The sequence below is a fragment of the Halomonas sp. genome, from assembly GCF_033549285.1.
Classification (GTDB): Bacteria; Pseudomonadota; Gammaproteobacteria; order Pseudomonadales; family Halomonadaceae; genus Halomonas.
On record NZ_JAWSUJ010000005.1, the window covers coordinates 55,252 to 73,934 of the forward strand.

An 18,683-nucleotide genomic window follows, 5' to 3' on the forward strand; every position below is an offset into this window, starting at 1 on the left:
TGAAACCTGCTTCAGGCCGGCCATGCTCAGCCCTGGATATTGTCGAACTCGAACACCAGTCGCGCCGCCAGACGGTCGTAGTCGGCGAGCAGCTGCTCGGCCGATGCCGCGCCCAGATAGACATGCGCCAGCGCAAAACTGTAGGCGTCCTGCTCGGGCAAGGAGGAGAGCCGCTGTCCTGCTTCCACCTGCAAGGCGATCTGGCAACCGGGGAAGTCGGCCAGGAGTTCCTCAATCTCCTGCTCGGTGGGTACTCGGGTCACCACCGCATCGGTAAAGAATACCCGGTGGAAGAACTTGGCCGCCATGGGAAAATCCCCCTCGCGATGGGGCATGTCGGGGCGCCGTCCCAGCCCCAGGTCGATGGTGACCTGCTGGTTGCTGACCCCATCGACCTTCTCGAAGAGGTCGCAGTGCGACTGGGAGATGCGGGTATTGATCTCCAGCAGCCAGATGCGTCCCTGCACCTCGTCCCAGAAGTACTCGACGTTGAAGGCGGCGTTGTCGTAGCCGATATGGGTCATGATGGTGTCGGTCAGCTCGACCATGGTGGCCTGGATATCCTCGGGCAGCCCCGAAGGATAGCGGTAGTGAAAGAAGCTCAGCACCTGGGGGTAGCGCAGGGAGTCGACGATACCGTAGCTGACCACCTCACCCTCGAAGACATATCCCTCCACCGTGCACTGCCAGCCGCCGATGATCTCTTCAGCCATGCAGAAGTGGCCGTCGACGGCGGCGATCTCCGGGGGCAGGCGGGCATGCTCGAGTACCGTGTTGAAGGGGTCGGCGATACTCCCGATCGACTCGCGCAGCTGCTCGATGGCGTGATAGAAGTCCTCGGGGGTGTCGATGCGAAAGCCCAGCCGCGAGCCCGAGGACTTGATCGGCTTGACGAAGAAGGGAAAGTAGAGCCCCGCCTCACTGATCCGGGTCATCGCCTCGTCGTCGAAGGGGTCGAAGGCGGTGAAACCGGGGATATGGTCGGGGATCGCCTCGCGCTGCACGCGGCGGCTCCAGTACTTGTGCTCGCACTTGAGCAGGCTCGTCAGCGAGGTACTGCGGGTGCCGAAGCGCTCGCAGAGGATCGGCAGCATGGTCGAGACGGGAAAGTCCATGTAGCCGACGACGGCATCAACGGGCTCATCGAAGGCCTCGAGCTGCGCCGTGGCTTCCGCCAGCATGGCGGCGATGTCGAACTCCTCGGTGTCGTAGACCGCCTCCGGGGCGATCACTCCATGGAAGCGGTATCCCCGTGCCCCGTGCAGCGTCTCGAGACGCTGTCGATTGAAGTCGTTGAGCCCCACCACGAAGATGTTCTTGACCTCGTCCATTGCCCTCTCCCCTGTCGCGCGCCGGACCCGGCGCCTTCGAGCAGCATAGTCCAGTGCGCGGGGGATGCCGGGTCAGTCGTGCCGGTCGCGTCCGGCGGCGTCCCCTTCCTCGCGGCCACGCTGCAGGCGGTCGATGGCCTCGCCGCCCCGGCCGGTCAGGGCCGCCAGTCGATCGATCTGGTCGTCCAGCCTCGGCAGGGCCTCGCGACGATAGCGGGAGAGGTCATCGATGGCCCCCATCACCTCGCCGAAGGCCTGCTCCAGGGCCTGCATGTCGAGCATCGTCGACGACGCCCGCTGCTGGATGTCCACGCCCTGCTGGCGCAGCGCCCGTGCGGTCCCCCCGATCATCTCCGAGGTGGTGGCATTGAGCGCCTCGACGCGATCCAGCACCAGCCGCTGGTTGGCGATGGCCAGGGCGACCGTGACCGCCACGGTGAGCGCCGAGACGGTGACGTTGATGGCACGGTCGACGCCACGCATCAGCTCGCGGTTGTTGCGGATGATCACCTCCAGCGCCAGCACGCCCTGCTGGCTCACTGCCAGCTGCTGCTGGAGGTCGACGATGCGCTGGCGAAGCGGGAACAGCAGCTCCTCCTCGAGGAAGCGTCGCTGGGGGTCCTCCTCGTCGCGGCGGGCGATGGCGGCCTGCAGCCGCTCGTCGATCAGCCGCCCCAGGGCGACCTGGCGCTGCAGCTGGATGTAGCTCTCGTGCAGCGACTGCTGGTCATCGCCCAGGGTAAGGTTGTCGCGACGCAGCATGTCGCGCCCCCCCTCCAGGTCGGCGATGATCGCGTCCAGCGACTGCTGGGCCGTCTCGAACTTGCGGAAGTAGCGCTGCAGGCGACTGCCGGCCCCCGGAAGCAGCGCCAGCACGCGGTCCAGCGGCCCAGGCGACAGGCGGTGCCGGGCCGGGTCCAGCTCCTGCATCCGGCCGCGCAGGTCGACCAGGGCCCTGGCCACGGGGCCGCCCTCGTCCCCGTGGTGGGCCAGCTGGCGCAGCGGCGTCTGCAGCATGGTGCTCTGGTGGGCGGCCTGCTGCTGCAGCTCCAGCCCCAGCTCGTCGATGGCGCGTCGCTGGCGCGCCATGGCCTCGGCATCGCCGCCAGCGACCAGCTCGTCGACGAAGGCATCGGCCTCGGCCGAAAGCGACGGGTCCTCTGCGCCGCCGTCCGGGCCGCTGCCGTCCAGCTGGTGGGCGATCTCCTCCACCGGTGGCAGCGACAGGCGGGACTCGCGTTCGGGTTGCTGGCTCATGGGCACCTCTCGAAGGAAAGCGTCTGGGCGTGGGAAGGGCCGGCCTCAGGACCTGCCACGCCCGTAGCGGTCGGCACGGGAGACGAAGCGGCGCAGCTCCTCCAGCGCCTGCTCGGTGGTGACCGAGGCCTGCGGGCGCCCGGTCTCGATGCGCGCCAGGGAGACGGCCGTGTCGTCGAGGACGGTCAGCGCCGACTCGTTGCGCGCGGCCAGCTCGCGCAGCCCCTTCTCGGTCTCCTCGAGCAGTTCCAGACGCCGCACCAGGGCGGCACGCTCCTGCCCCCCCAGCTCCCGGCCCTCGCGACTCAGGCGACGCCGCACGAAGTCACCGTCCACGTTCGCCACCCCACTGGCCCGGGAGGCCATGGCGTCGAGGGTATCCACCGCGGTGCGGCAGACCTCGACCACCAGCCCGCGGGCACGGGCGAAGGCCAGCTCGCCGCTGTCGAAGCGACTCCCCAGCACCTCCAGTACATGGCGGTAGCGACTGTAGACCCGGTCGGCCTGCACCGCCAGGTCCGGTCGGCGTGCGTCGACCAGCCCCTGCTTGGCCCGGCACAGGGCCAGCACCAGGTCGTCGGCATCCGCCGGTGGGCGTGCCGGGTCGAGGACCGCCAGGTCGGCCTCGTGGGCGTCGCGCTGCTGCTGGGCTCGGCGTCGCGCCTCCTCGGATGCCCGCACCGCCTGCCGGCGCTTCTCGCGCCGCCGAGCGAGCCAGCCGCGCAGCCGGCGCTCCAGCGGCAGCGCCACCGGCACCGCCACCAGCCCGGCGAGCCAGCCCGTCAGGGTCGGCCCGAAGCCGCCCCACAGTGAGGTCAGCCACAGCAGCAGGCTGATGAAGGGCACCACCAGGGCGTAGCGCAGGATGACCTGGAGGCGGCCGGGCGGCTCGACCGGCACGGCCAGGCGCGGATTGACCAGCCCCACCAGCAGCCACGGCAGGCAGGTCAGGAAGAGGCCATAGGAAAAACCCTGCAGGAATCCCAGCATGGGGATGACCATCCTTTATCCGTCGGAGAGAAGCTAGAGCAGCAGCGTGAGGACCAGGGCCACGACGCCCACCAGCAGGGCGATGCTCACCGCCACGACCACCACCCGGTCGAGCCAGCGATCGAAGCAGGCCCAGTCGAGCCGGCACCGCTGGCGTCGTCGGGTGGCACCGCGGCGGGGAGCGCCGCGGCCGGTGCGGATGAGGGTCATGGTCGAAGTCCGATTTCACCATTGTTCCCTGAGCTTACGGCCTGCCGCGGCGGCTGGCCACTGCCATCGGCGGTGATCGCCGCCGACGGCCCGGTTCAGTGCTTGACGCGCCGGTTGACCACGCTGGGCGCCCGGCGCAGGCGCTCCTCCTCGCCCAGGGATTCGGCCTCGAAGGCATCCGCCCCCACCGGGGTCTCGCCATGGCGGCGATAGAGCTGGGTGAGCATCGCCTTGCGGTCGCTGCGCAGCTCGCGGACCAGCACCACCACCATCATGTAGAGGATGAAGGTGAAGGGCAGCGCCGAGAGCACCGAGGCCGACTGCAGCCCGGTCAGGCCGCCGGCGGCGATCAGCGTCAGGCAGATGGCGGCGATCAGCACGCCCCACGCCACCCGCTTGAACAGCGGTGGGTTGATGGAGCCGGCGTCGGTCATCTGCGCGACGATATAGGAGGCGGAGTCCGCGGAGGTGACCAGGAAGATGAAGATCAGCAGCATCGCCACCACCGAGAGCGCCCCGGAGAAAGGCATCAGCTCGAACATCTCGAACAGCGCCACGGTGATGTTGTCCTGGGTGGCCGCGGCCAGGCCCACGTCGGCGCCGAGCTCCATGTTGATGGCGGCACCGCCGAACACGCCGATCCACAGGCAGGCCAGCAGCGGCGGGATCAGCAGCACGCCGAGCACGTACTCCTTGATGGTGCGCCCGCGCGAGACCCGCGCCACGAAGGTGCCGACGAAGGGCGACCAGGCGATCACCCAGGCCCAGTAGAAGATCGTCCAGCTGCTCGCCCAGGTGCTGTCGCTGTAGGGCGAGATGCGCAGGCTCATGCCGATGAAGTTCTGCAGGTAGTCGCCGAGGCCCAGGGTGATCGTCTCGAGGATCGCCACCGTGGGGCCGGTGACCAGCACGTAGAGCATCAGGCCGATGCACAGGATCATGTTGAGGTTGGAGAGGCGCTTGATGCCCTTGTCCAGGCCCGACCAGGTCGAGGCCATGTAGGCGAGGAACATCACGAACAGGATGATGAACTGCCACAGGGCGTTCTCGGGCAGGCCGAAGACGGCGTTGAGCCCGCCGTTCATCTGCAGCACGCCCAGCCCGAGCGAGGTGGCCACCCCCATCACCGTGGCCACCACCGCGAAGATATCCAGCCAGGAGGCATAGGGACGCACCCTGGGGTGCCTGGCGGTCACCGAGGAGAGCACCGAGGAGACCAGGCCGGCCTGCCCCTTGCGGAACTGGAAGTAGGCGATGATCAGCCCCACCACCGAGAAGGCCGCCCACTGGTGGATGCCCCAGTTGAAGTAGCTGTACTGGATCGCATAGCGCGCCGACTCGACGCTCTCGGCCGGCACGTCGCCGTAGGGCGGGTCGATATAGTGGGTCATGGGCTCGGCCATGCCGTAGAACACCAGCCCGACGCCGAAGCCCGCGGCCAGCAGCATGCTGATCCAGGAGAAGAAGCTGAAGCTCGGCGAGCTGTCCTGGGGCCCCAGGCGGATCTTGCCGTACTTGCTGAAGGCCAGGCCCAGCAGGAAGAGCACGAAACCGAACACCGAGAAGAGATAGAACCAGCCGAACAGCCGGGTGGTGGTCGAGAGCGCCGCACTGGCGGCGGCGCCGAAGCCGTCGGGGAAGGCGGCGCCCACCGCCACCAGTGCCAGGATGATCAGGGCCGAGACGGCGAAGACCCGCTGTCCTCCGTGATTCGCCATGAAGACGCGTCCTTTGTCGAGGATTTGTACAAGATCCATGCTACCAGAGAGCCCGAACGCTATCATGCCGACCCGCGGCCGGCCCAGCCCGCCAGGCGGCCTCCTCCTCGGCGGCGCGGGCATTGCATTCCGCCCCGGTCGCCCCGATGCTAGGAGAAACTCAGCAGGCTAATCGTTTCCGGAGCGCTCCACGACATGTCCCGACTCGCCGACACGCCACTTTCCGTGCTCGACCTGGCCCCGATCCGCGAGGGCGGCAGCGCCGCCGACAGCTTCCGGGAGAGCGTGGCGCTGGCCCGGCTCACCGAGCGGCTCGGCTTCACGCGCTACTGGCTGGCCGAGCACCACAGCATCGAGGGCATCGCCAGCGCCGCCACCGCGGTGCTGATCGGCCATATCGCCGGTGCCACCGAGCGGATCCGGGTGGGCAGCGGCGGCATCATGCTGCCCAACCACCCGCCGCTGGTGGTCGCCGAGCAGTTCGGCACCTTGGAGACCCTCTATCCCGGGCGCATCGACCTGGGCCTGGGTCGCGCACCGGGCTCCGACGGCCACACCATGGCCGCCATGCGCCGCGACCCCTACGCCGGCGTCGATGACTTCCCCCAACGACTGGCGGAGCTGCAGGGCTTTCTCGACGACGAGCGCCCGGGCCAGCGGGTGCGGGCGGTGCCCGGCCAGGGCACTCGGGTGCCGCTCTGGCTGCTCGGTTCCAGCGACTTCAGCGCCCGCCTGGCGGCCCGGGAGGGGCTGCCCTTCGCCTTCGCCGCCCAGTTCGCCCCGGCCCAGCTGTTCGAGGCACTCAGGCTCTATCGCGACAACTTCCGGCCCTCGGCGGTGCTGGACCGGCCCCACGCCATGGTCGGCCTGCCGGTGATCGCCGCCGAGAACGACCTCCAGGCGGACTACCTCGCCTCCACCGCCCGCCGCAAGTTCCTGGGCATGATCCGCGGCCAGCGCACCAGGGCCCTGCCACCGGTGGAGGCGCTGGACTGGTCGCCCCGGGAGCAGGCCCAGGTGGAGCAGTTCCTGGGCGCCGCGGTGATCGGCGGGCCGGAGACCGTGCGCGAGGGCCTGGAACGCTTCCTGGAGCTGACCGGCGCCGACGAGCTGATGCTCAATACCGATGTCTACGCCGCCGAGGACCGGCTGCGAAGCTACGAGATCGTCGCCGACGTGTGGCGCTCATGAGCGGGGCCGACGCCTCGCGGCCGACTCCTGGCCATCTCGTCGACGGCTTCCGACGCATGGCGCCGCTGTCGCTGTTCGTGATCGTCTTCGGGCTGGCCTTCGGGGTGGCGGCCCTGCAGCAGGGACTCTCCGCGGCCGAGACCCTGCTGATGAGCGGCCTGGTGTTCGCGGGGGCGGCCCAGTTCGCGACCCTGGAGCTGTGGGGCGATACCATCCCGCTGCTGCCGCTGGTAGCCATCACCCTGGCGATCAATGCCCGTCACCTGTTGATGGGCGCCGCCTTCTATCCCCACCTGCGCGACCTGCCCAGCGGGCGTCGCTACGCCAGCCTGATCCTGCTCAGCGATGCCAACTGGGCCATGGCCATGACCGGGGGAACCACGGCGGCGCGCCTGGGCATCCTGGTCGGCGGGGGCCTGGCCCTGTGGTCCACCTGGATGCTCGGCACCGGCCTCGGCGTGGCCTTCGGCAGCGGCATCAGCGAGCCCGAGCGCTTCGGGCTGGATGCCATCATGGGCTGCTTCCTGCTGGCCATGCTGGTGGGCGACAAGCGCGACCTCGGCGTGCTGCTGCCCTGGGGCGCCGCGGCCCTGGCGGCCCTGGCGGCGATGGCCTGGCTGCCGCCCCATGCCCACGTGATCGTGGGGGCGCTGGCCGGCGGCGTGGTCGGCCTGCTGCTGCCCCCCGCGGGCAAGGAGACGGCGCCATGACCCTGACGGCCGCGAACGGCGGCGTGCTGCTGGCCATCGTGCTGATGGCACTGGTCACCTACCTGACCCGCGCCGGCGGGGTCTTCGTGATGGCCCGGGTGCCCATCGGCCCGCGGGTCGAGCGCTTCATCAACGCCATGGCCGGCTCGGTGCTGGTGGCGGTGATCACCCCCATGGCCGTGAACGGCGACGGCGGGGCCCGCCTGGCCCTGTTCGCCACGGCGGGGGTGATGCTGGTGCTGCGCAAGCCGCTGCCGGCGATCGCCGCCGGGATCCTGACCGCCGCGCTGTGGCGTCTGGTCGCAGCCTGACCCTGCCTCGGAACGAAGCGCCCGGCGCGCTTTCCAAGGGGCAGTCATTCACGGGGCGTCGGCCGGGCCGGCGCCCCTTCAGAGACACTGGAGTCCCGCATGCCCGACCCCCATGACCCGCGCCGCGATGCACAGCAGAATGCCGCCTGGCGCGCTGCCCGAGAGTGGCAGGCGCGCGCCCGCCAGACCCGCGCCGACGGCCCCCTGGGCGGCCTGAAGCTGCTGCTCACCTGGCTGCTGTTCGGCGCCATGATGATCGTCGCCATGGTGCTGGGGCTGTTCTTCCTGCTCATCGGCTGGGCGATGATGCCCTTCCTGCGCCACCGCATGAAAAAGCAGATGGAGAAGATGCGCGCCGACCGGGCCGAGGACGTGGACGGCAGCGTCCACTACCGCGAGACCCGCTATCGCGAGAGCCGCGACGTCAGCGGCCGCTACCGCGAACAGCAGGTGCTGGAGGGCGACTATGAAGTCAAGGAGGGGGAGGCCCGCAACGAGGCGCGCCACGACCCCGATCGTCGCTGACGGCTGAGCTCACGGACCGGGCCCGCCGGGAGGGCGGGCCCGGTGGGTTGCTGGTCGGACCGGATGCTTATCGGGTCAGGCGGACGCTCAATGGCGTGCCAGCGCCTCCAGGGTGGCGGCATTGGGACAGAAGCCGCACGCCTCCGGCGCCGGTGCCTCGCCGAGCACCCGGGCACAGCGTGCCTTGAAGGGGCATCCGGTGCAGACCCGCTCGAGGTCGCGCTTCACCCCGTTGCCGACCACCAGGGGCGTCATCGCGTCGACGCCGAAGACCGCCATCATGCGGGGCAGTTGGGTACGCGTCGAGCCGCCGTCATCGCTGAACAGCGAGAGGTCGAGACGCGCCAGCCCCAGGTCGCGCAGGCGGGCTTCCCGTTCGTCCGGGTCGAGGTGCCTCCAGTCCTGCTGCTCGCGCAGGTGCCGCCAGGCGGCGGCCATGGAGTGGGCCAGGCGCCCGGCCGTGGCGTGGATACCGTCGCGTAGTGTCGTCATGGGCAGGCCTCCTTCAGGGCAGTTCCCTGACCTCACCCTAGGCCAGCCCGCCGCGCCCCACCTTGACCTGCATCAGCCAATGGAGCTGCCAGCGCCTCAGCGGACGTCGGCCGGGCGCAGCACCGCCACCGGGCAGCGCGCCTCGTGCAGCACCTCGTGGCTGACGCTGCCGGCCACCACCTGGGAGAGCCCGCTGCGGCCGTGGGTGGTCATGGCCAGCAGGGTGTCCTGGCAGTCCGCCAGGTAGCTGACGATGGAATCGGCCGGGTCGCCGTGCAGCACCTCCCAGTCCACCTCCATGCCATGCTCGCCGCGCAGGCGCCGCGCCAGCCCATGCACATAGCCGGACTCCATCACGTCGGCATGGCCGCCCTCTTCCAGGTCCGGGGGCACCGCGGCGGCGGTGTCGATCACCTGCAGCAGCTGCAGGCGGGCGTCCAGCCGCCGTGAGAGCGCCACCGCATGGGGCAGGATCGCCTCGGAGAGCGCCGAGCCATCCACGCAGACCATCAGCACCTCCACCCGGCGGTGGGCCTCGGCCTCGAAGCGGGGCCCGCACAGGAAGACCGGGCGGTTGGCGCGTCGAACGACGCCCGCGGTGACGCTGCCGATCAGCATCTCGGGTACCGGCCGCCGCCCGTGGGCCATCATGCACAGCCCCTGGTCGTCGCGGCCGGCCAGCCGGCCCAGGAAGTCCTTGGCGCTCGCGTGGACCGCCACCTCGACGTCAACGTCATCCGCCTGCTGCTCCGCCAGGCGCGACTGCAGGGCCGCGCGCCGGGCCTCCACCCGCTCCTCGCTGGCCACCACCGAGGTCACGCAGAGCGGTACCGCCAGCTGCCGGGCCAGGTGCTGGCCGAGCGCCAGGGCGCGCAGTGAATCGTCGCTCTCGTCCATCGCCACATGCATCTTGTCCATCGTCAGGCTCCTCTGGAGTGCGTTGTTGTTGAAATATCGGTCATGGAGATCAGGATGACTTGCGGGCCTGGGCCCGCGATGCCCGGCGCCCGGTGCCGGGCAGTGGCCGGTGCAGCAGGGCGTAGGCGAGCGCGCCGACCACGCCCCCCCAGAAGGCCGACCCCAGCCCCAGGAAGCTCATGCCCGAGGCCGTGGCGATGAAGGTGATCACCGAGGCCTCCAGGTGGTCCTTCTGGGCGGCGAAGGCGCTGAGGTTGCTGGTGATGGCGCCGATCAGCGCCAGGCCCGCCAGCACCGCCACGAACTCGCCGGGCAGCGAGGTGAATAGCGCCACGATGGTGCCGGCGAAGGTGCCCCCGATCAGGTAGAAGACCCCGTTGGCGACCCCGGCCACGTAGCGCTTGTCGGGATCCTCGTGGGCCTCCTTGCTGGTGCAGATGGCGGCGGTGATCGCCGCGATCACCGTGGTGATGCCGCCGAAGAAGGCGGTAACGAAGGAGGTCAGGCTGGTCAGGGTGACGATCGGCCGCGCCGCGGTGTTGTAGCCGGCGCTGCGCATGATCGCCATGCCCGGCAGGAACTGCCCGGTGAGGCTGACCAGCACCAGCGGGATGGCCAGGCTCAGGGTGGCGTTCCAGGTCCACTCGGGGCGGATGAAGTGGGGATCGGCCAGCTGCACGCTCACCCCCTGCAGGCTGGCGCCCTCCAGGGCCACGGCCAGGCCCACGCCGACCACCAGCAGCGCCACCAGGCTGTAGCGGGGCGTCAGCCGCTTGAAGACCAGGTAGGCCAGGATCATGCCCAGGGCCAGGGCCGGCACCGACTCCAGGGCGACGAAGACCCCCACCCCGAACTGGAAGAGGATGCCCGCCATCATGGCGCTGGCGATGCCCGGCGGGATCATCCGGATGATGCGGTCGAAGGAGCCGGTGATGCCGATCACGAAGATCACCGCCGCCGCCGTGAGGTAGGCCCCCACCGCCTCGCCCAGGGACAGCCCGGGGAACAGCGTGACCAGCAGCGCCGTGCCCGGGGCCGACCAGGCGGTGACCACGGGCACCTTCAGCCACAGGCTGAGCGCGATCCCCGAGACGGCGGCGCCGATGGAGATCGCCCAGACCCAGGAGGTCATCATGGCCGTCGAGATCTCGGCGCTCTGGGCCGCCTGGAAGAAGATCGCCAGGGGCCCGGAGTAGGAGACCAGCACCGCCACGAAGCCGGCGGTGATCGCGGGTAGCGAGGCGTCCTTGAGTAGCTGCATGCAACGTCTCTCCGTCACACCTCAGGCGACGCCGAGGTGGGTGTCGAGGATGGAGGGATCGGCCTTCAGGCCATGGGAGTCGCCGCTGTAGACCACCTCGCCCTTGACCAGCAGCAGGTGCTTCTCGGCCACTTCCAGCAGGTTGTCGATGTTCTTGTCGACGATGATGGTGGCGATGCCGGAGGCCTTGATCTCGTGGATGATCTTCCAGATCTCGTCGCGGATCAGCGGCGCCAGGCCCTCGGTGGCCTCGTCGAGGATCATCAGGTCGGGGTTGAGGGTCAGCGCCCGGCCGATGGAGAGCATCTGCTGCTCGCCCCCCGAGAGGAAGGAACCGTCGTGGTTGATGCGCTGGCCGACCCGCGGAAAGGTATCCAGCACGCGCTCCAGCGTCCAGGGCGACTCGCCCCGGTCGTTGGGCCGGGCGGCCATCACCAGGTGTTCGCGCACGCTGATGCCCGGGAAGATGCCGCGCCCTTCCGGCACGTAGCCGATGCCCTGGCGGATCAGCTGCCAGGGGCGCCGCTTCGCCGCCGGGACGCCCTTGATGAACACCTCGCCGCGACGCGGCGGCACGAAGCCGAGGATCGACTTCAGCGTGGTGGTCTTGCCCATGCCGTTGCGCCCCAGCAGGCTCAGCGTCTCCCCGGGCATCAGGGTGAGGTCGACGCCGTGCAGGATGTGGCTCTCGCCATAGTAGGTATGCAGCCCGCGAGCCTCGATCAGCGGGGTGCTCTGCGCTTGTGCCGTCATGCCGTGGCCTCCTCGTGGTGGCGCCCCAGGTAGACGTCACGCACCCTCTCGCTGGCGCGGATCTGCGCGGTGGGCCCGCTCTCCAGCACGCAGCCGTCGACCATCACGGTGATGCGGTCGGCCAGGCGGAAGACGCTGTCCATGTCGTGCTCGATCAGCACCAGGGTGTAGCGGTCGGTGAGGCGCTCGAGCAGCTCGGTGACCTGCACGGTCTCCTCGCGGCCCATGCCGGCCATCGGCTCGTCGAGCAGCATCAGGGTGGGCGCCGTGGCCAGCACCATGGCGATCTGCAGCTGGCGCTGCTCGCCGTAGCTCATGTCGGCGGCCGGGGTCTGGGCGCGATGGACCAGATGGCAGGTCTCGAGCACCTCGAGGGCCCGCTCGCTGACCTCGCGTGCCCGCTGGCGGGAACGCCAGCTGCCGAACACGCCGCCCATGTGGATGCGCGCGGCCAGTTCGCAGTTCTGCAGGCAGTTGAGGCGCGGGAAGATGTTGGTCTTCTGGTGGCTGCGGCCGATGCCCATGCGGGCGATCTGGCGCACGCTCTTGCCCTGGATCGGCTTGCCGTGGAAGCGCACCTCGCCCTCCGAGGGCGGGATCTCCCCCGACAGCAGGTTGATCAGGGTGCTCTTGCCGGCGCCGTTGGGCCCGAGGATGGCGTGGATCTCGCCGGGCCGGACGTCGAAGTCGACGCCATTGACCGCCACCAGGCCGCCGAAGCGCCGGGTCAGGCCGTGGGTGGCGAGTATCGGTTCCGGGGTCATGGCCGGGACTCCTTGGTCTTGGTGCCGGAAGGCGGGATCTCCGCTGCGTCGACCGCCGCCTCCTCGACGACCGGCACCTGCCGGCGCCGCCAGGGCGGCGCGATGATCAGCCCGGCGATGCCGCGCGGCAGCACCAGCACGGCGGCGATGATGGTCAGGCCCATCAGGATCGGCCAGTGCATGGTCAGGTGCTCGTAGACGTAGAGCAGGATCTCGTAGGCGAAGGCGCCGAGGATCGGGCCGAAGATGGTGCCCATGCCGCCGAGGATCAGCATCATCAGCACCTCGCCGGAGGTGTGCCAGCCGAGCTGGGCCGGGTTGGCGAAGCCGTACTGCATGGCGGCCAGCATGCCGGCGATGGCGGCGAGGACCCCGCTGATCACGAAGGCGACCAGCTTGTAGCCGCCGGTGGCATAGCCGAGCGCCTGCATGCGGTGCTCGTTGTCATGGATGCCGTCGAGCACCTGGCCGAAGTAGGAGCGGGTCAGCCAGCGCAGGAACAGGAAGCCGGCGACCAGCATCCCCAGGCAGAAATAGAAGAAGGTGTGGGGATCGCTCATGTCCAGCAGGGCCGTCTCGCCGACCGTGACGTCGGGGCGGAACATGATGAAGACACCGTCCGTGCCGCCGGCGAACGGCGCGGTACTGACCAGGTAGTAGAGCATCTGGCCGAAGGCCAGGGTGGTCATGATGAAGTAGATGCCCTTGGTGCGGATCACCAGCAGGCCCACCACCAGGGCGGCGACGGCCGACACCAGCATGACCAGCGGCAGCATCCACCACAGCGAGGCGGCATCGAAGTCGGGGCTCGCCAGCGCCAGGGTATAGGCGCCGAGACCGAAGAATAGCGCGTGGCCCAGGCTGACCAGGCCGACGATGCCTACCAGCAGGTCCAGGCTCATGGCGAACAGCGCCAGGATCACCATCAGGGTCAGCTTCTCGAGGATGAAGTCCGACTGGCTGCCGAACAGCGCCGGCCCCCACAGCGGGTAGATCGCGACGATGGCCAACAGCACCAGCATGATGACGGCGACGCGCTTGGGATATCTATGCAACATGTCTCAGTCTCCTCAAGCGAACAGGCCGCGGGGCTTGACCAGCAGCACCGCGGCCATGATCAGGTAGATCACCATGCTGGCGATGCTCGGGATCAGCACCGAGCCAAAGGTCTCGGCCATGCCGATCAGGATGGCGCCCCAGAAGGCCCCCTTGATCGAACCGATCCCGCCGATGACCACCACCACGAAACAGGTGATCAGGATGCTGTCGCCCATGCCCGGGGTGATGGAGGTCAGCGGAGCGGCGATCATGCCGGCGAAGGCGGTCAGTGCGACGCCGACACTGAAGATCAGGGTGAACAGGGTGCGCACGTTGATGCCCAGGCCCTCCACCATGTCACGGTTCACGGCACCGGCACGGATGATGATGCCGAGGCGCGTGTGGCGGATCACCCAGTAGATGACCCCGGCCAGCGCCAGGCAGACGCCCATCACGAACAGGCGGTAGACCGAGTACTGCAGGTTGTCGGTCAGCTGCAGGCTGGCGTCGAAGGGCGCCGGGATGGCCACGCTGTGGACGTCGCCGCCCCAGATGATGCGCTGCGCCTCGTTGATCACCAGGATCAGGCCGAAGGTCAGCAGCACCTGGTAGAGGTGGTCACGCTTGTAGAGCGTATCCAGGAACAGCCGCTCGATGACCAGCCCCAGGGCGACGGCGATGGGAATGGCCACGGCGATCGCCAGCCAGAAGTTGCCCAGCCGCACGGTCAGGTCATAGACCAGGTAGGCACCGATCATGTACATGGCCCCGTGGGCCAGGTTGATGATGCCCATGATCCCGAAGATCAGGGTCAGGCCGCTGGCGATCAGGAACAGCAGCAGCCCGTACTGCAGCCCGTTGAGGAGCTGCACACCAAAGAATGCGAGATCCATGACGATCTCCTCCGCGATGATAAGGGGCGAGCCGTGGCCCGCCCCGGGGTCAGGGGATGGCCGGCCTACATCTTGCAGGCGTCATCCGGCACCTCGAGCTGCTCGGCGGCGACGCCGACCACCTCGTGCTTGCCGTCGCGGATCTCGCGCAGGTAGACGTTCTGGATCGGGTGGTGGGAATCGGAGAAGCTCATCGGGCCCCGCGGGCTCTCGAGCTCCACACTGGCCAGGGCCTCGATCAGCGCGTCCCGGTCCTCGGTGTTGCCGCCGACCGCATCGAGCGCCTGGACCAGCATGGCGCCGGTGTCATAGCCCTGCACCGAGTAGGTGTCCGGGGTCACCTCGTAGGCGTCCTCGTAGGCCGACACGAAGGCCTGGTTCTCCTCGCTGTCCAGGGTCTCGGCATAGTGCATGGTGGTCAGTACGCCCTCGCCGGCACCGTCCATGGCCGCGATGTTGCCCTCGGTCAGGAAGCCCGAGCCCATCAGCGGGATGCTCTCCTTGAGGCCGGCGGCGGCATAGTCGCGCACGAAGCTCACCCCGCCGCCGCCGGCGAAGAAGGTGTAGACGGCGTCCGGGGCGATGCTGGCGATCTGGGTGAGGTAGCTCTGGAACTCGGTACTCGGGAAGGGCACCAGGATCTCCTCGACGATCTCGCCACCTTCCGCCTCGAAGGCCTCCTTGAAGCCGGCCACGTCCTCCTTGCCCCCGGCGTAGTCCCAGGTGATGGTCACCACCTCACGATGTCCGCGGTCATGGGCGACCTTGCCCATCGGGAAGCTGTTCTGCCACATGCTGAACGAGGTGCGGAAGACGTTGGGCATGCACAGCTGGTTGGTGGCGGCCTCCAGGCCGGCATTGGGGATGATGGTGATGGCGCCGGACTGCTTGGCCACCCGCAGCATGCCCATGGCCACCCCGGAGTGGACCGGGCCGATGACGAAGTCGACGCCATCGCCCTTGACCAGGCGGCTCATGTTCTGGGGTGCCTTGGAGGGATTGGCCTCGGAGTCGAGCTGCACGTACTCGACGTCGCGGCCGCCGAGCTGGCCGCCATTCTGCTCGATGGCGAGCTTGAGGCCGTTGGTGATGGCCTCGCCCAGGGCCGTGTAGGTGCCGGAGTAGGGCAGCATCAGGCCCAGCTTGACCGGATGGCCGTCGGCCATGGCGGCGGAGGCCGACATGAGGGTAGCGGTGCCCAGCAGCGTGGCGAGGGCGGTCTTCTTGAGAGTCTTCATGGTGTTTCCCAGGGGTTGATTGTTGTTGGAGCTCGATACTCTTCTGGGACGTCCCTGTCCCGCTCATGCTTATGCGGCGGCGTCGTCAGACGTGGTAGACGTCGATGACCTGGTGGATGTAGTCGTTGTTGAGTTGCACGACTTTTCTGGTGATCAGCGGCGTCTCCCCCGACACGTCCAGGGTGTAGAAGGCGCTGCCGAAGTAGCTGTCGGTCTTCTTGTAGCGGTGGCTCAGGGTGTGCCAGTTGAAGCGCAGCTCCACCGTGTCACCCTCCTCCTTGAGCACCTCGAGGTTGGTGATCTGGTGGGTGGTGCGCGGCTCCGGCGTGCTCGCCCCGCTGCGCTCGGTCTTGATCCGGTAGACCCGGTCCTCCAGCCCCTCGCGGTTCGGGTAGTAGATCAGCGAGATCTCGGCCTCGGGGTCGCGGGTCAGCTGGTCGTCGTCGTCCCAGGCCGGCATCCAGAACTCGGCGTCCTGGCGGTAGCACTCGAGCCACGCGTCCCACTGGCGGTCGTCGAGCAGGCGCGCCTCGCGGTACAGGAAGGCCTGGATGTCGTGGTAGCTGATGCTCATGGTTTCTCTCCCTTGACAGGTCGCGGGTCGCTTAGGCGGACGCGGTGGCGATGTACTGGCTGCGTTCCTTGTCGATGGCGCGCAGCACCTCCTCGACCCAGTGCTTGTGGTGCAGCACGTAGAGGCCCTCGTCTTCCGGGGAGGCCCCGCTGAGCAGCGGCTTCATGTCGATCGCCTGGGCGTTCTCGTCGGCGCCCTCGATCCACTGCCTGGCACCGCGCGAGAGGTCGTTCCACTCGGCCAGCGCGCCGTTGTAGCCGTCCTGGCAGGCGCGGAACTCCTCGAGGTCGTCCGGCGTGCCCATGCCCGAGACGTTGAAGAAGTCCTCGTACTGGCGGATGCGCACCCGGCGGTTCTCCGCGGACTCGCCCTTGGGCGCGAAGCAGTAGATGGTGACCTCGGTCTTGTCGACGGACAGCGGACGCAGCACGCGGATCTGCGTGGAGAACTGGTCCATCAGGTAGACGTTGGGGTAGAGGCAGAGGTTGCGGGTCTGGTTGACGATGGAGTCGGCCCGCGCCGCGCCCAGCTCGGCCTCGATCTCGTCCTTGCGGGTGTAGACCGGGCGCACCTCGGGGTTGAGCAGCCGGGTCCACAGCATCATGTGGCCGTTCTCGTAGGAGTAGAAGCCGCCCTGGCTCTTCGACCAGCCGTCGGCGTCCACCGCCTTGGTGCCGCCGGCGTCGTAGTTGCGACGCTCCATGGTCGAGGCGTAGTTCCAGTGCACCGAGCTCACGTGGTAGCCGTCGGCGCCGTTCTCGGCCTGCAGCTTCCAGTTGCCGTTGTAGGTGTACGACGAGGTGCCGCGCAGGATCTCCAGGCCTTCCGGCGCCTGGTCGACGATGTTGTCGATGACCTTGGTGGTCTCGCCCAGGTACTCCTCCAGCGGCAGCACGTCCTCGTTCAGGCTGCCGAACAGGAAGCCCTTGTAGTTGGCGAAGCGCGGCAGGCGCTTGAGGTCGTGGGAGCCTTCCTGCTTGAAGCCTTCCGGGTAGGCGCCGTTCTTCTCGTTCTTGGCCTTGAGCAGCTTGCCGTCGTTCTTGAAGGTCCAGCCGTGGAAGGGGCAGGTGAAGGTGCCCTTGTTGCCCTGCTTGCGGCGGCACAGGGTGGCGCCGCGGTGGGCGCAGGCGTTGATCAGGCCGTGCAGCTCGCCCTGCTTGTCGCGGGTGATGACCACCGGCTGACGGCCCATGGTCACGGTGTAGTAGTCGCCCGGCTCGCTGATCTGGCTCTCGTGGGCCAGGAACAGCCAGTTGCCCTCGAAGATGTGCTTCATCTCCAGGTCGAAGAAGGCCGGGTCGGTGAACATGCTGCGGTGGCAGCGGAAGATGCCGTTGTCGGCGTCGTCGACGACGGCGCCGCGGACGCGTTGTTCGAGTTGGTCAAGCTTGCTGGTCATGGAGTAATCCTCATTGTCTTGTCGTGACCGCTTGGGACTTATCCGGGGGCAGGCCCCGGGGTGCCGGACCATCGAGGAGGCGCTGTACAAGTCGCACCTCCTCTACGGCCTGCCCCCGGCGCTCCTGCTGGAGTTGTCAGGGGCTGATGCCGATCAGACCTTGGCGGTGCCGGCCAGCTGGCTGTGGCGGTCCTGCTCGTCTTCCTTGGCCCGCGGGCGGGCGTGGCGCACCTGCAGCTCGGGGGCGTCGGTCTTCGCCAGCTCGATGTCGAACACCACCTCGGAGAAGGGGCCGTCCAGCTCGCGCCGGGCGATCTCGTCCTTGTCCTCGATGCGGCTGGCCGGCACCACCAGCTCCTCGCGGGTGGCGAAGGCGAAGTCGTCGAAGGTGTAGGGGTCGCCCGCCAGGTTGATCTGGGTGGTCAGGTGCTTGTGGCCCGGGGCGGAGATGAAGTAGTGGATGTGCGCCGGGCGCTGGCCGTGACGGCCGAGCAGGTCGAGCACCTGCTGGGTCGGGCTGTCCGGCGGGCAGCCGTAGCCGGAGGGGATGATGCTGCGCGCGGTGTAGCGGCCCTCGCTGTCGGTAACGATGCTGCGGCGCAGGTTGTACTCGGACTGGGTCGGGTCGAAGAAGGAGTAGCCGCCCTTGGAGTTGGCGTGCCAGATCTCGACCTTGGCACCGGCGACGGGGTGGCCGTCGACGTCACGCACCTGGCCGGTCAGCCACATGGTCTCGCCGTCCTGGTCCTGGCCGTCGTCCATGCGCGCGAAGCCCTCGGCCTCCGGGGCGCCGGCCACGTAGAGCGGGCCCTCGATGGTGCGCGGGGTGCCGCCCAGCAGGCCGCGCTCGCGATCGGCGGCGTCCATGCGCATGTCCAGGTAGTGGTCGAAGCCCAGCCCCGGGGCCAGCAGGCCGAACTGGGTGCCGTTGCCCAGCGCGTTGAGCACGCTGACGGCGGACCAGAACTCCTCGGCGCTGACGTCGTAGTCGTCCATCAGCCGGAACAGGTCGGAGAGCAGGCGATGCATGATCTGCTTGGCGCGCTCGCTGCCGCCGTCCTGGTCGAAGCCGGCGACGGTGTTCAGGAAGTCCTGGACCTCGGGGGTGTC

The 18,683-nt window shown here is 68.7% G+C and carries 20 protein-coding genes; 4 read left to right on the forward strand and 16 right to left on the reverse strand.

What is annotated here, in order from left to right:
- Positions 1-26 precede the first annotated feature (26 nt).
- The 5 genes from SCI24_RS02280 to SCI24_RS02300 all read right to left on the reverse strand — a co-directional run bounded on the left by SCI24_RS02280 (position 27) and on the right by SCI24_RS02300 (position 5,506).
- The gene (locus SCI24_RS02280) at positions 27-1,331 is read right to left on the reverse strand and encodes an ATP-grasp domain-containing protein (RefSeq protein ID WP_318723780.1); all 1,305 of its coding nucleotides are present in this window, start codon (positions 1,329-1,331) and stop codon (positions 27-29) included.
- 72 nt (positions 1,332-1,403) lie between these two features.
- Positions 1,404-2,588: a toxic anion resistance protein gene (locus tag SCI24_RS02285; protein ID WP_318723782.1), complete on the reverse strand. Its 1,185-nt coding sequence runs from the start codon at positions 2,586-2,588 to the stop codon at positions 1,404-1,406.
- A gap of 45 nt (positions 2,589-2,633) precedes the next feature.
- Positions 2,634-3,578, reverse strand: a complete 945-nt coding sequence (locus tag SCI24_RS02290) for a cobyrinic acid a,c-diamide synthase (RefSeq protein WP_318723783.1) — start codon at positions 3,576-3,578, stop codon at positions 2,634-2,636.
- Between the two features lie 33 nt (positions 3,579-3,611).
- Positions 3,612-3,788, reverse strand: coding sequence for a hypothetical protein (locus SCI24_RS02295; protein ID WP_318723784.1), 177 nt, complete (start codon positions 3,786-3,788; stop codon positions 3,612-3,614).
- 95 nt (positions 3,789-3,883) lie between these two features.
- Complete coding sequence (locus SCI24_RS02300; RefSeq protein WP_318723785.1) at positions 3,884-5,506, reverse strand: BCCT family transporter; 1,623 nt, start codon at positions 5,504-5,506, stop codon at positions 3,884-3,886.
- Positions 5,507-5,701: 195 nt separating this feature from the next.
- Between SCI24_RS02300 and SCI24_RS02305 the strand changes: the two genes are divergently transcribed.
- From SCI24_RS02305 to SCI24_RS02320, 4 genes are all read left to right on the forward strand, one after another.
- Positions 5,702-6,697: an LLM class flavin-dependent oxidoreductase gene (locus SCI24_RS02305; RefSeq protein WP_318723786.1), complete on the forward strand. Its 996-nt coding sequence runs from the start codon at positions 5,702-5,704 to the stop codon at positions 6,695-6,697.
- Positions 6,694-7,407, forward strand: a complete 714-nt coding sequence (locus tag SCI24_RS02310; RefSeq protein WP_318723787.1) for an AzlC family ABC transporter permease — start codon at positions 6,694-6,696, stop codon at positions 7,405-7,407. The genes SCI24_RS02305 and SCI24_RS02310 overlap by 4 nt, the downstream gene beginning before the upstream one ends.
- A complete protein-coding gene (locus tag SCI24_RS02315; protein WP_318723788.1) occupies positions 7,404-7,718 on the forward strand; it encodes an AzlD domain-containing protein in 315 nt (104 codons plus the stop codon). The genes SCI24_RS02310 and SCI24_RS02315 overlap by 4 nt, the downstream gene beginning before the upstream one ends.
- Before the next feature lie 99 nt (positions 7,719-7,817).
- Positions 7,818-8,243, forward strand: coding sequence for a hypothetical protein (locus SCI24_RS02320; RefSeq protein WP_318723789.1), 426 nt, complete (start codon positions 7,818-7,820; stop codon positions 8,241-8,243).
- Positions 8,244-8,330: 87 nt separating this feature from the next.
- Here the strand turns inward: SCI24_RS02320 and SCI24_RS02325 are convergent, their stop codons facing one another.
- From SCI24_RS02325 to catA, 11 genes are all read right to left on the reverse strand, one after another.
- The gene (locus SCI24_RS02325) at positions 8,331-8,735 is read right to left on the reverse strand and encodes a DUF6455 family protein (protein WP_318723790.1); all 405 of its coding nucleotides are present in this window, start codon (positions 8,733-8,735) and stop codon (positions 8,331-8,333) included.
- A 96-nt stretch (positions 8,736-8,831) separates the two neighbouring features.
- A complete protein-coding gene (locus SCI24_RS02330; protein ID WP_318723791.1) occupies positions 8,832-9,653 on the reverse strand; it encodes a universal stress protein in 822 nt (273 codons plus the stop codon).
- A 49-nt stretch (positions 9,654-9,702) separates the two neighbouring features.
- Positions 9,703-10,914, reverse strand: a complete 1,212-nt coding sequence (locus SCI24_RS02335; RefSeq protein ID WP_318723793.1) for a benzoate/H(+) symporter BenE family transporter — start codon at positions 10,912-10,914, stop codon at positions 9,703-9,705.
- A gap of 21 nt (positions 10,915-10,935) precedes the next feature.
- Positions 10,936-11,667, reverse strand: coding sequence for an ABC transporter ATP-binding protein (locus SCI24_RS02340; RefSeq protein ID WP_318723795.1), 732 nt, complete (start codon positions 11,665-11,667; stop codon positions 10,936-10,938).
- On the reverse strand, positions 11,664-12,431 hold the full coding sequence (locus SCI24_RS02345) for an ABC transporter ATP-binding protein (RefSeq protein ID WP_318723796.1): 768 nt from the start codon (positions 12,429-12,431) through the stop codon (positions 11,664-11,666). Before SCI24_RS02345 ends, SCI24_RS02340 begins: the two co-directional genes overlap by 4 nt.
- Entirely contained in the window at positions 12,428-13,489 is a 1,062-nt protein-coding gene (locus tag SCI24_RS02350) for a branched-chain amino acid ABC transporter permease (protein ID WP_318723797.1), read from the reverse strand. Before SCI24_RS02350 ends, SCI24_RS02345 begins: the two co-directional genes overlap by 4 nt.
- 12 nt (positions 13,490-13,501) lie before the next feature.
- Positions 13,502-14,362 (reverse strand): branched-chain amino acid ABC transporter permease, encoded by an 861-nt coding sequence (locus tag SCI24_RS02355; RefSeq protein WP_318723798.1) that lies wholly within the window; start codon positions 14,360-14,362, stop codon positions 13,502-13,504.
- A gap of 65 nt (positions 14,363-14,427) precedes the next feature.
- The gene (locus SCI24_RS02360) at positions 14,428-15,600 is read right to left on the reverse strand and encodes an ABC transporter substrate-binding protein (RefSeq protein WP_318723799.1); all 1,173 of its coding nucleotides are present in this window, start codon (positions 15,598-15,600) and stop codon (positions 14,428-14,430) included.
- 85 nt (positions 15,601-15,685) lie between these two features.
- Positions 15,686-16,174 carry a benzoate 1,2-dioxygenase small subunit gene (benB, locus tag SCI24_RS02365; RefSeq protein ID WP_282736387.1) on the reverse strand — a complete coding sequence of 163 codons (489 nt, stop codon included), beginning with the start codon at positions 16,172-16,174 and terminating at the stop codon, positions 15,686-15,688.
- 31 nt (positions 16,175-16,205) lie between these two features.
- Positions 16,206-17,573, reverse strand: a complete 1,368-nt coding sequence (locus SCI24_RS02370; RefSeq protein ID WP_318723800.1) for a Rieske 2Fe-2S domain-containing protein — start codon at positions 17,571-17,573, stop codon at positions 16,206-16,208.
- A gap of 153 nt (positions 17,574-17,726) precedes the next feature.
- On the reverse strand, positions 17,727-18,683 hold a 957-nt coding region (gene catA, locus SCI24_RS02375; protein ID WP_318723801.1), incomplete at its 5' end, for a catechol 1,2-dioxygenase.

Bases quoted from the DNA above. Each gene is read 5' to 3' on its own strand.
- SCI24_RS02280 (WP_318723780.1), bottom strand. From the start codon at position 1,331: ATGGACGAGGTCAAGAACATCTTCGTGGTGGGGCTCAACGACTTCAAT.
- SCI24_RS02285 (WP_318723782.1), bottom strand. From the start codon at position 2,588: ATGAGCCAGCAACCCGAACGCGAGTCCCGCCTGTCGCTGCCACCGGTG.
- SCI24_RS02290 (WP_318723783.1), bottom strand. From the start codon at position 3,578: ATGCTGGGATTCCTGCAGGGTTTTTCCTATGGCCTCTTCCTGACCTGC.
- SCI24_RS02295 (WP_318723784.1), bottom strand. From the start codon at position 3,788: ATGACCCTCATCCGCACCGGCCGCGGCGCTCCCCGCCGCGGTGCCACC.
- SCI24_RS02300 (WP_318723785.1), bottom strand. From the start codon at position 5,506: ATGGCGAATCACGGAGGACAGCGGGTCTTCGCCGTCTCGGCCCTGATC.
- SCI24_RS02305 (WP_318723786.1), top strand. From the start codon at position 5,702: ATGTCCCGACTCGCCGACACGCCACTTTCCGTGCTCGACCTGGCCCCG.
- SCI24_RS02310 (WP_318723787.1), top strand. From the start codon at position 6,694: ATGAGCGGGGCCGACGCCTCGCGGCCGACTCCTGGCCATCTCGTCGAC.
- SCI24_RS02315 (WP_318723788.1), top strand. From the start codon at position 7,404: ATGACCCTGACGGCCGCGAACGGCGGCGTGCTGCTGGCCATCGTGCTG.
- SCI24_RS02320 (WP_318723789.1), top strand. From the start codon at position 7,818: ATGCCCGACCCCCATGACCCGCGCCGCGATGCACAGCAGAATGCCGCC.
- SCI24_RS02325 (WP_318723790.1), bottom strand. From the start codon at position 8,735: ATGACGACACTACGCGACGGTATCCACGCCACGGCCGGGCGCCTGGCC.
- SCI24_RS02330 (WP_318723791.1), bottom strand. From the start codon at position 9,653: ATGGACAAGATGCATGTGGCGATGGACGAGAGCGACGATTCACTGCGC.
- SCI24_RS02335 (WP_318723793.1), bottom strand. From the start codon at position 10,914: ATGCAGCTACTCAAGGACGCCTCGCTACCCGCGATCACCGCCGGCTTC.
- SCI24_RS02340 (WP_318723795.1), bottom strand. From the start codon at position 11,667: ATGACGGCACAAGCGCAGAGCACCCCGCTGATCGAGGCTCGCGGGCTG.
- SCI24_RS02345 (WP_318723796.1), bottom strand. From the start codon at position 12,431: ATGACCCCGGAACCGATACTCGCCACCCACGGCCTGACCCGGCGCTTC.
- SCI24_RS02350 (WP_318723797.1), bottom strand. From the start codon at position 13,489: ATGTTGCATAGATATCCCAAGCGCGTCGCCGTCATCATGCTGGTGCTG.
- SCI24_RS02355 (WP_318723798.1), bottom strand. From the start codon at position 14,362: ATGGATCTCGCATTCTTTGGTGTGCAGCTCCTCAACGGGCTGCAGTAC.
- SCI24_RS02360 (WP_318723799.1), bottom strand. From the start codon at position 15,600: ATGAAGACTCTCAAGAAGACCGCCCTCGCCACGCTGCTGGGCACCGCT.
- benB (WP_282736387.1), bottom strand. From the start codon at position 16,174: ATGAGCATCAGCTACCACGACATCCAGGCCTTCCTGTACCGCGAGGCG.
- SCI24_RS02370 (WP_318723800.1), bottom strand. From the start codon at position 17,573: ATGACCAGCAAGCTTGACCAACTCGAACAACGCGTCCGCGGCGCCGTC.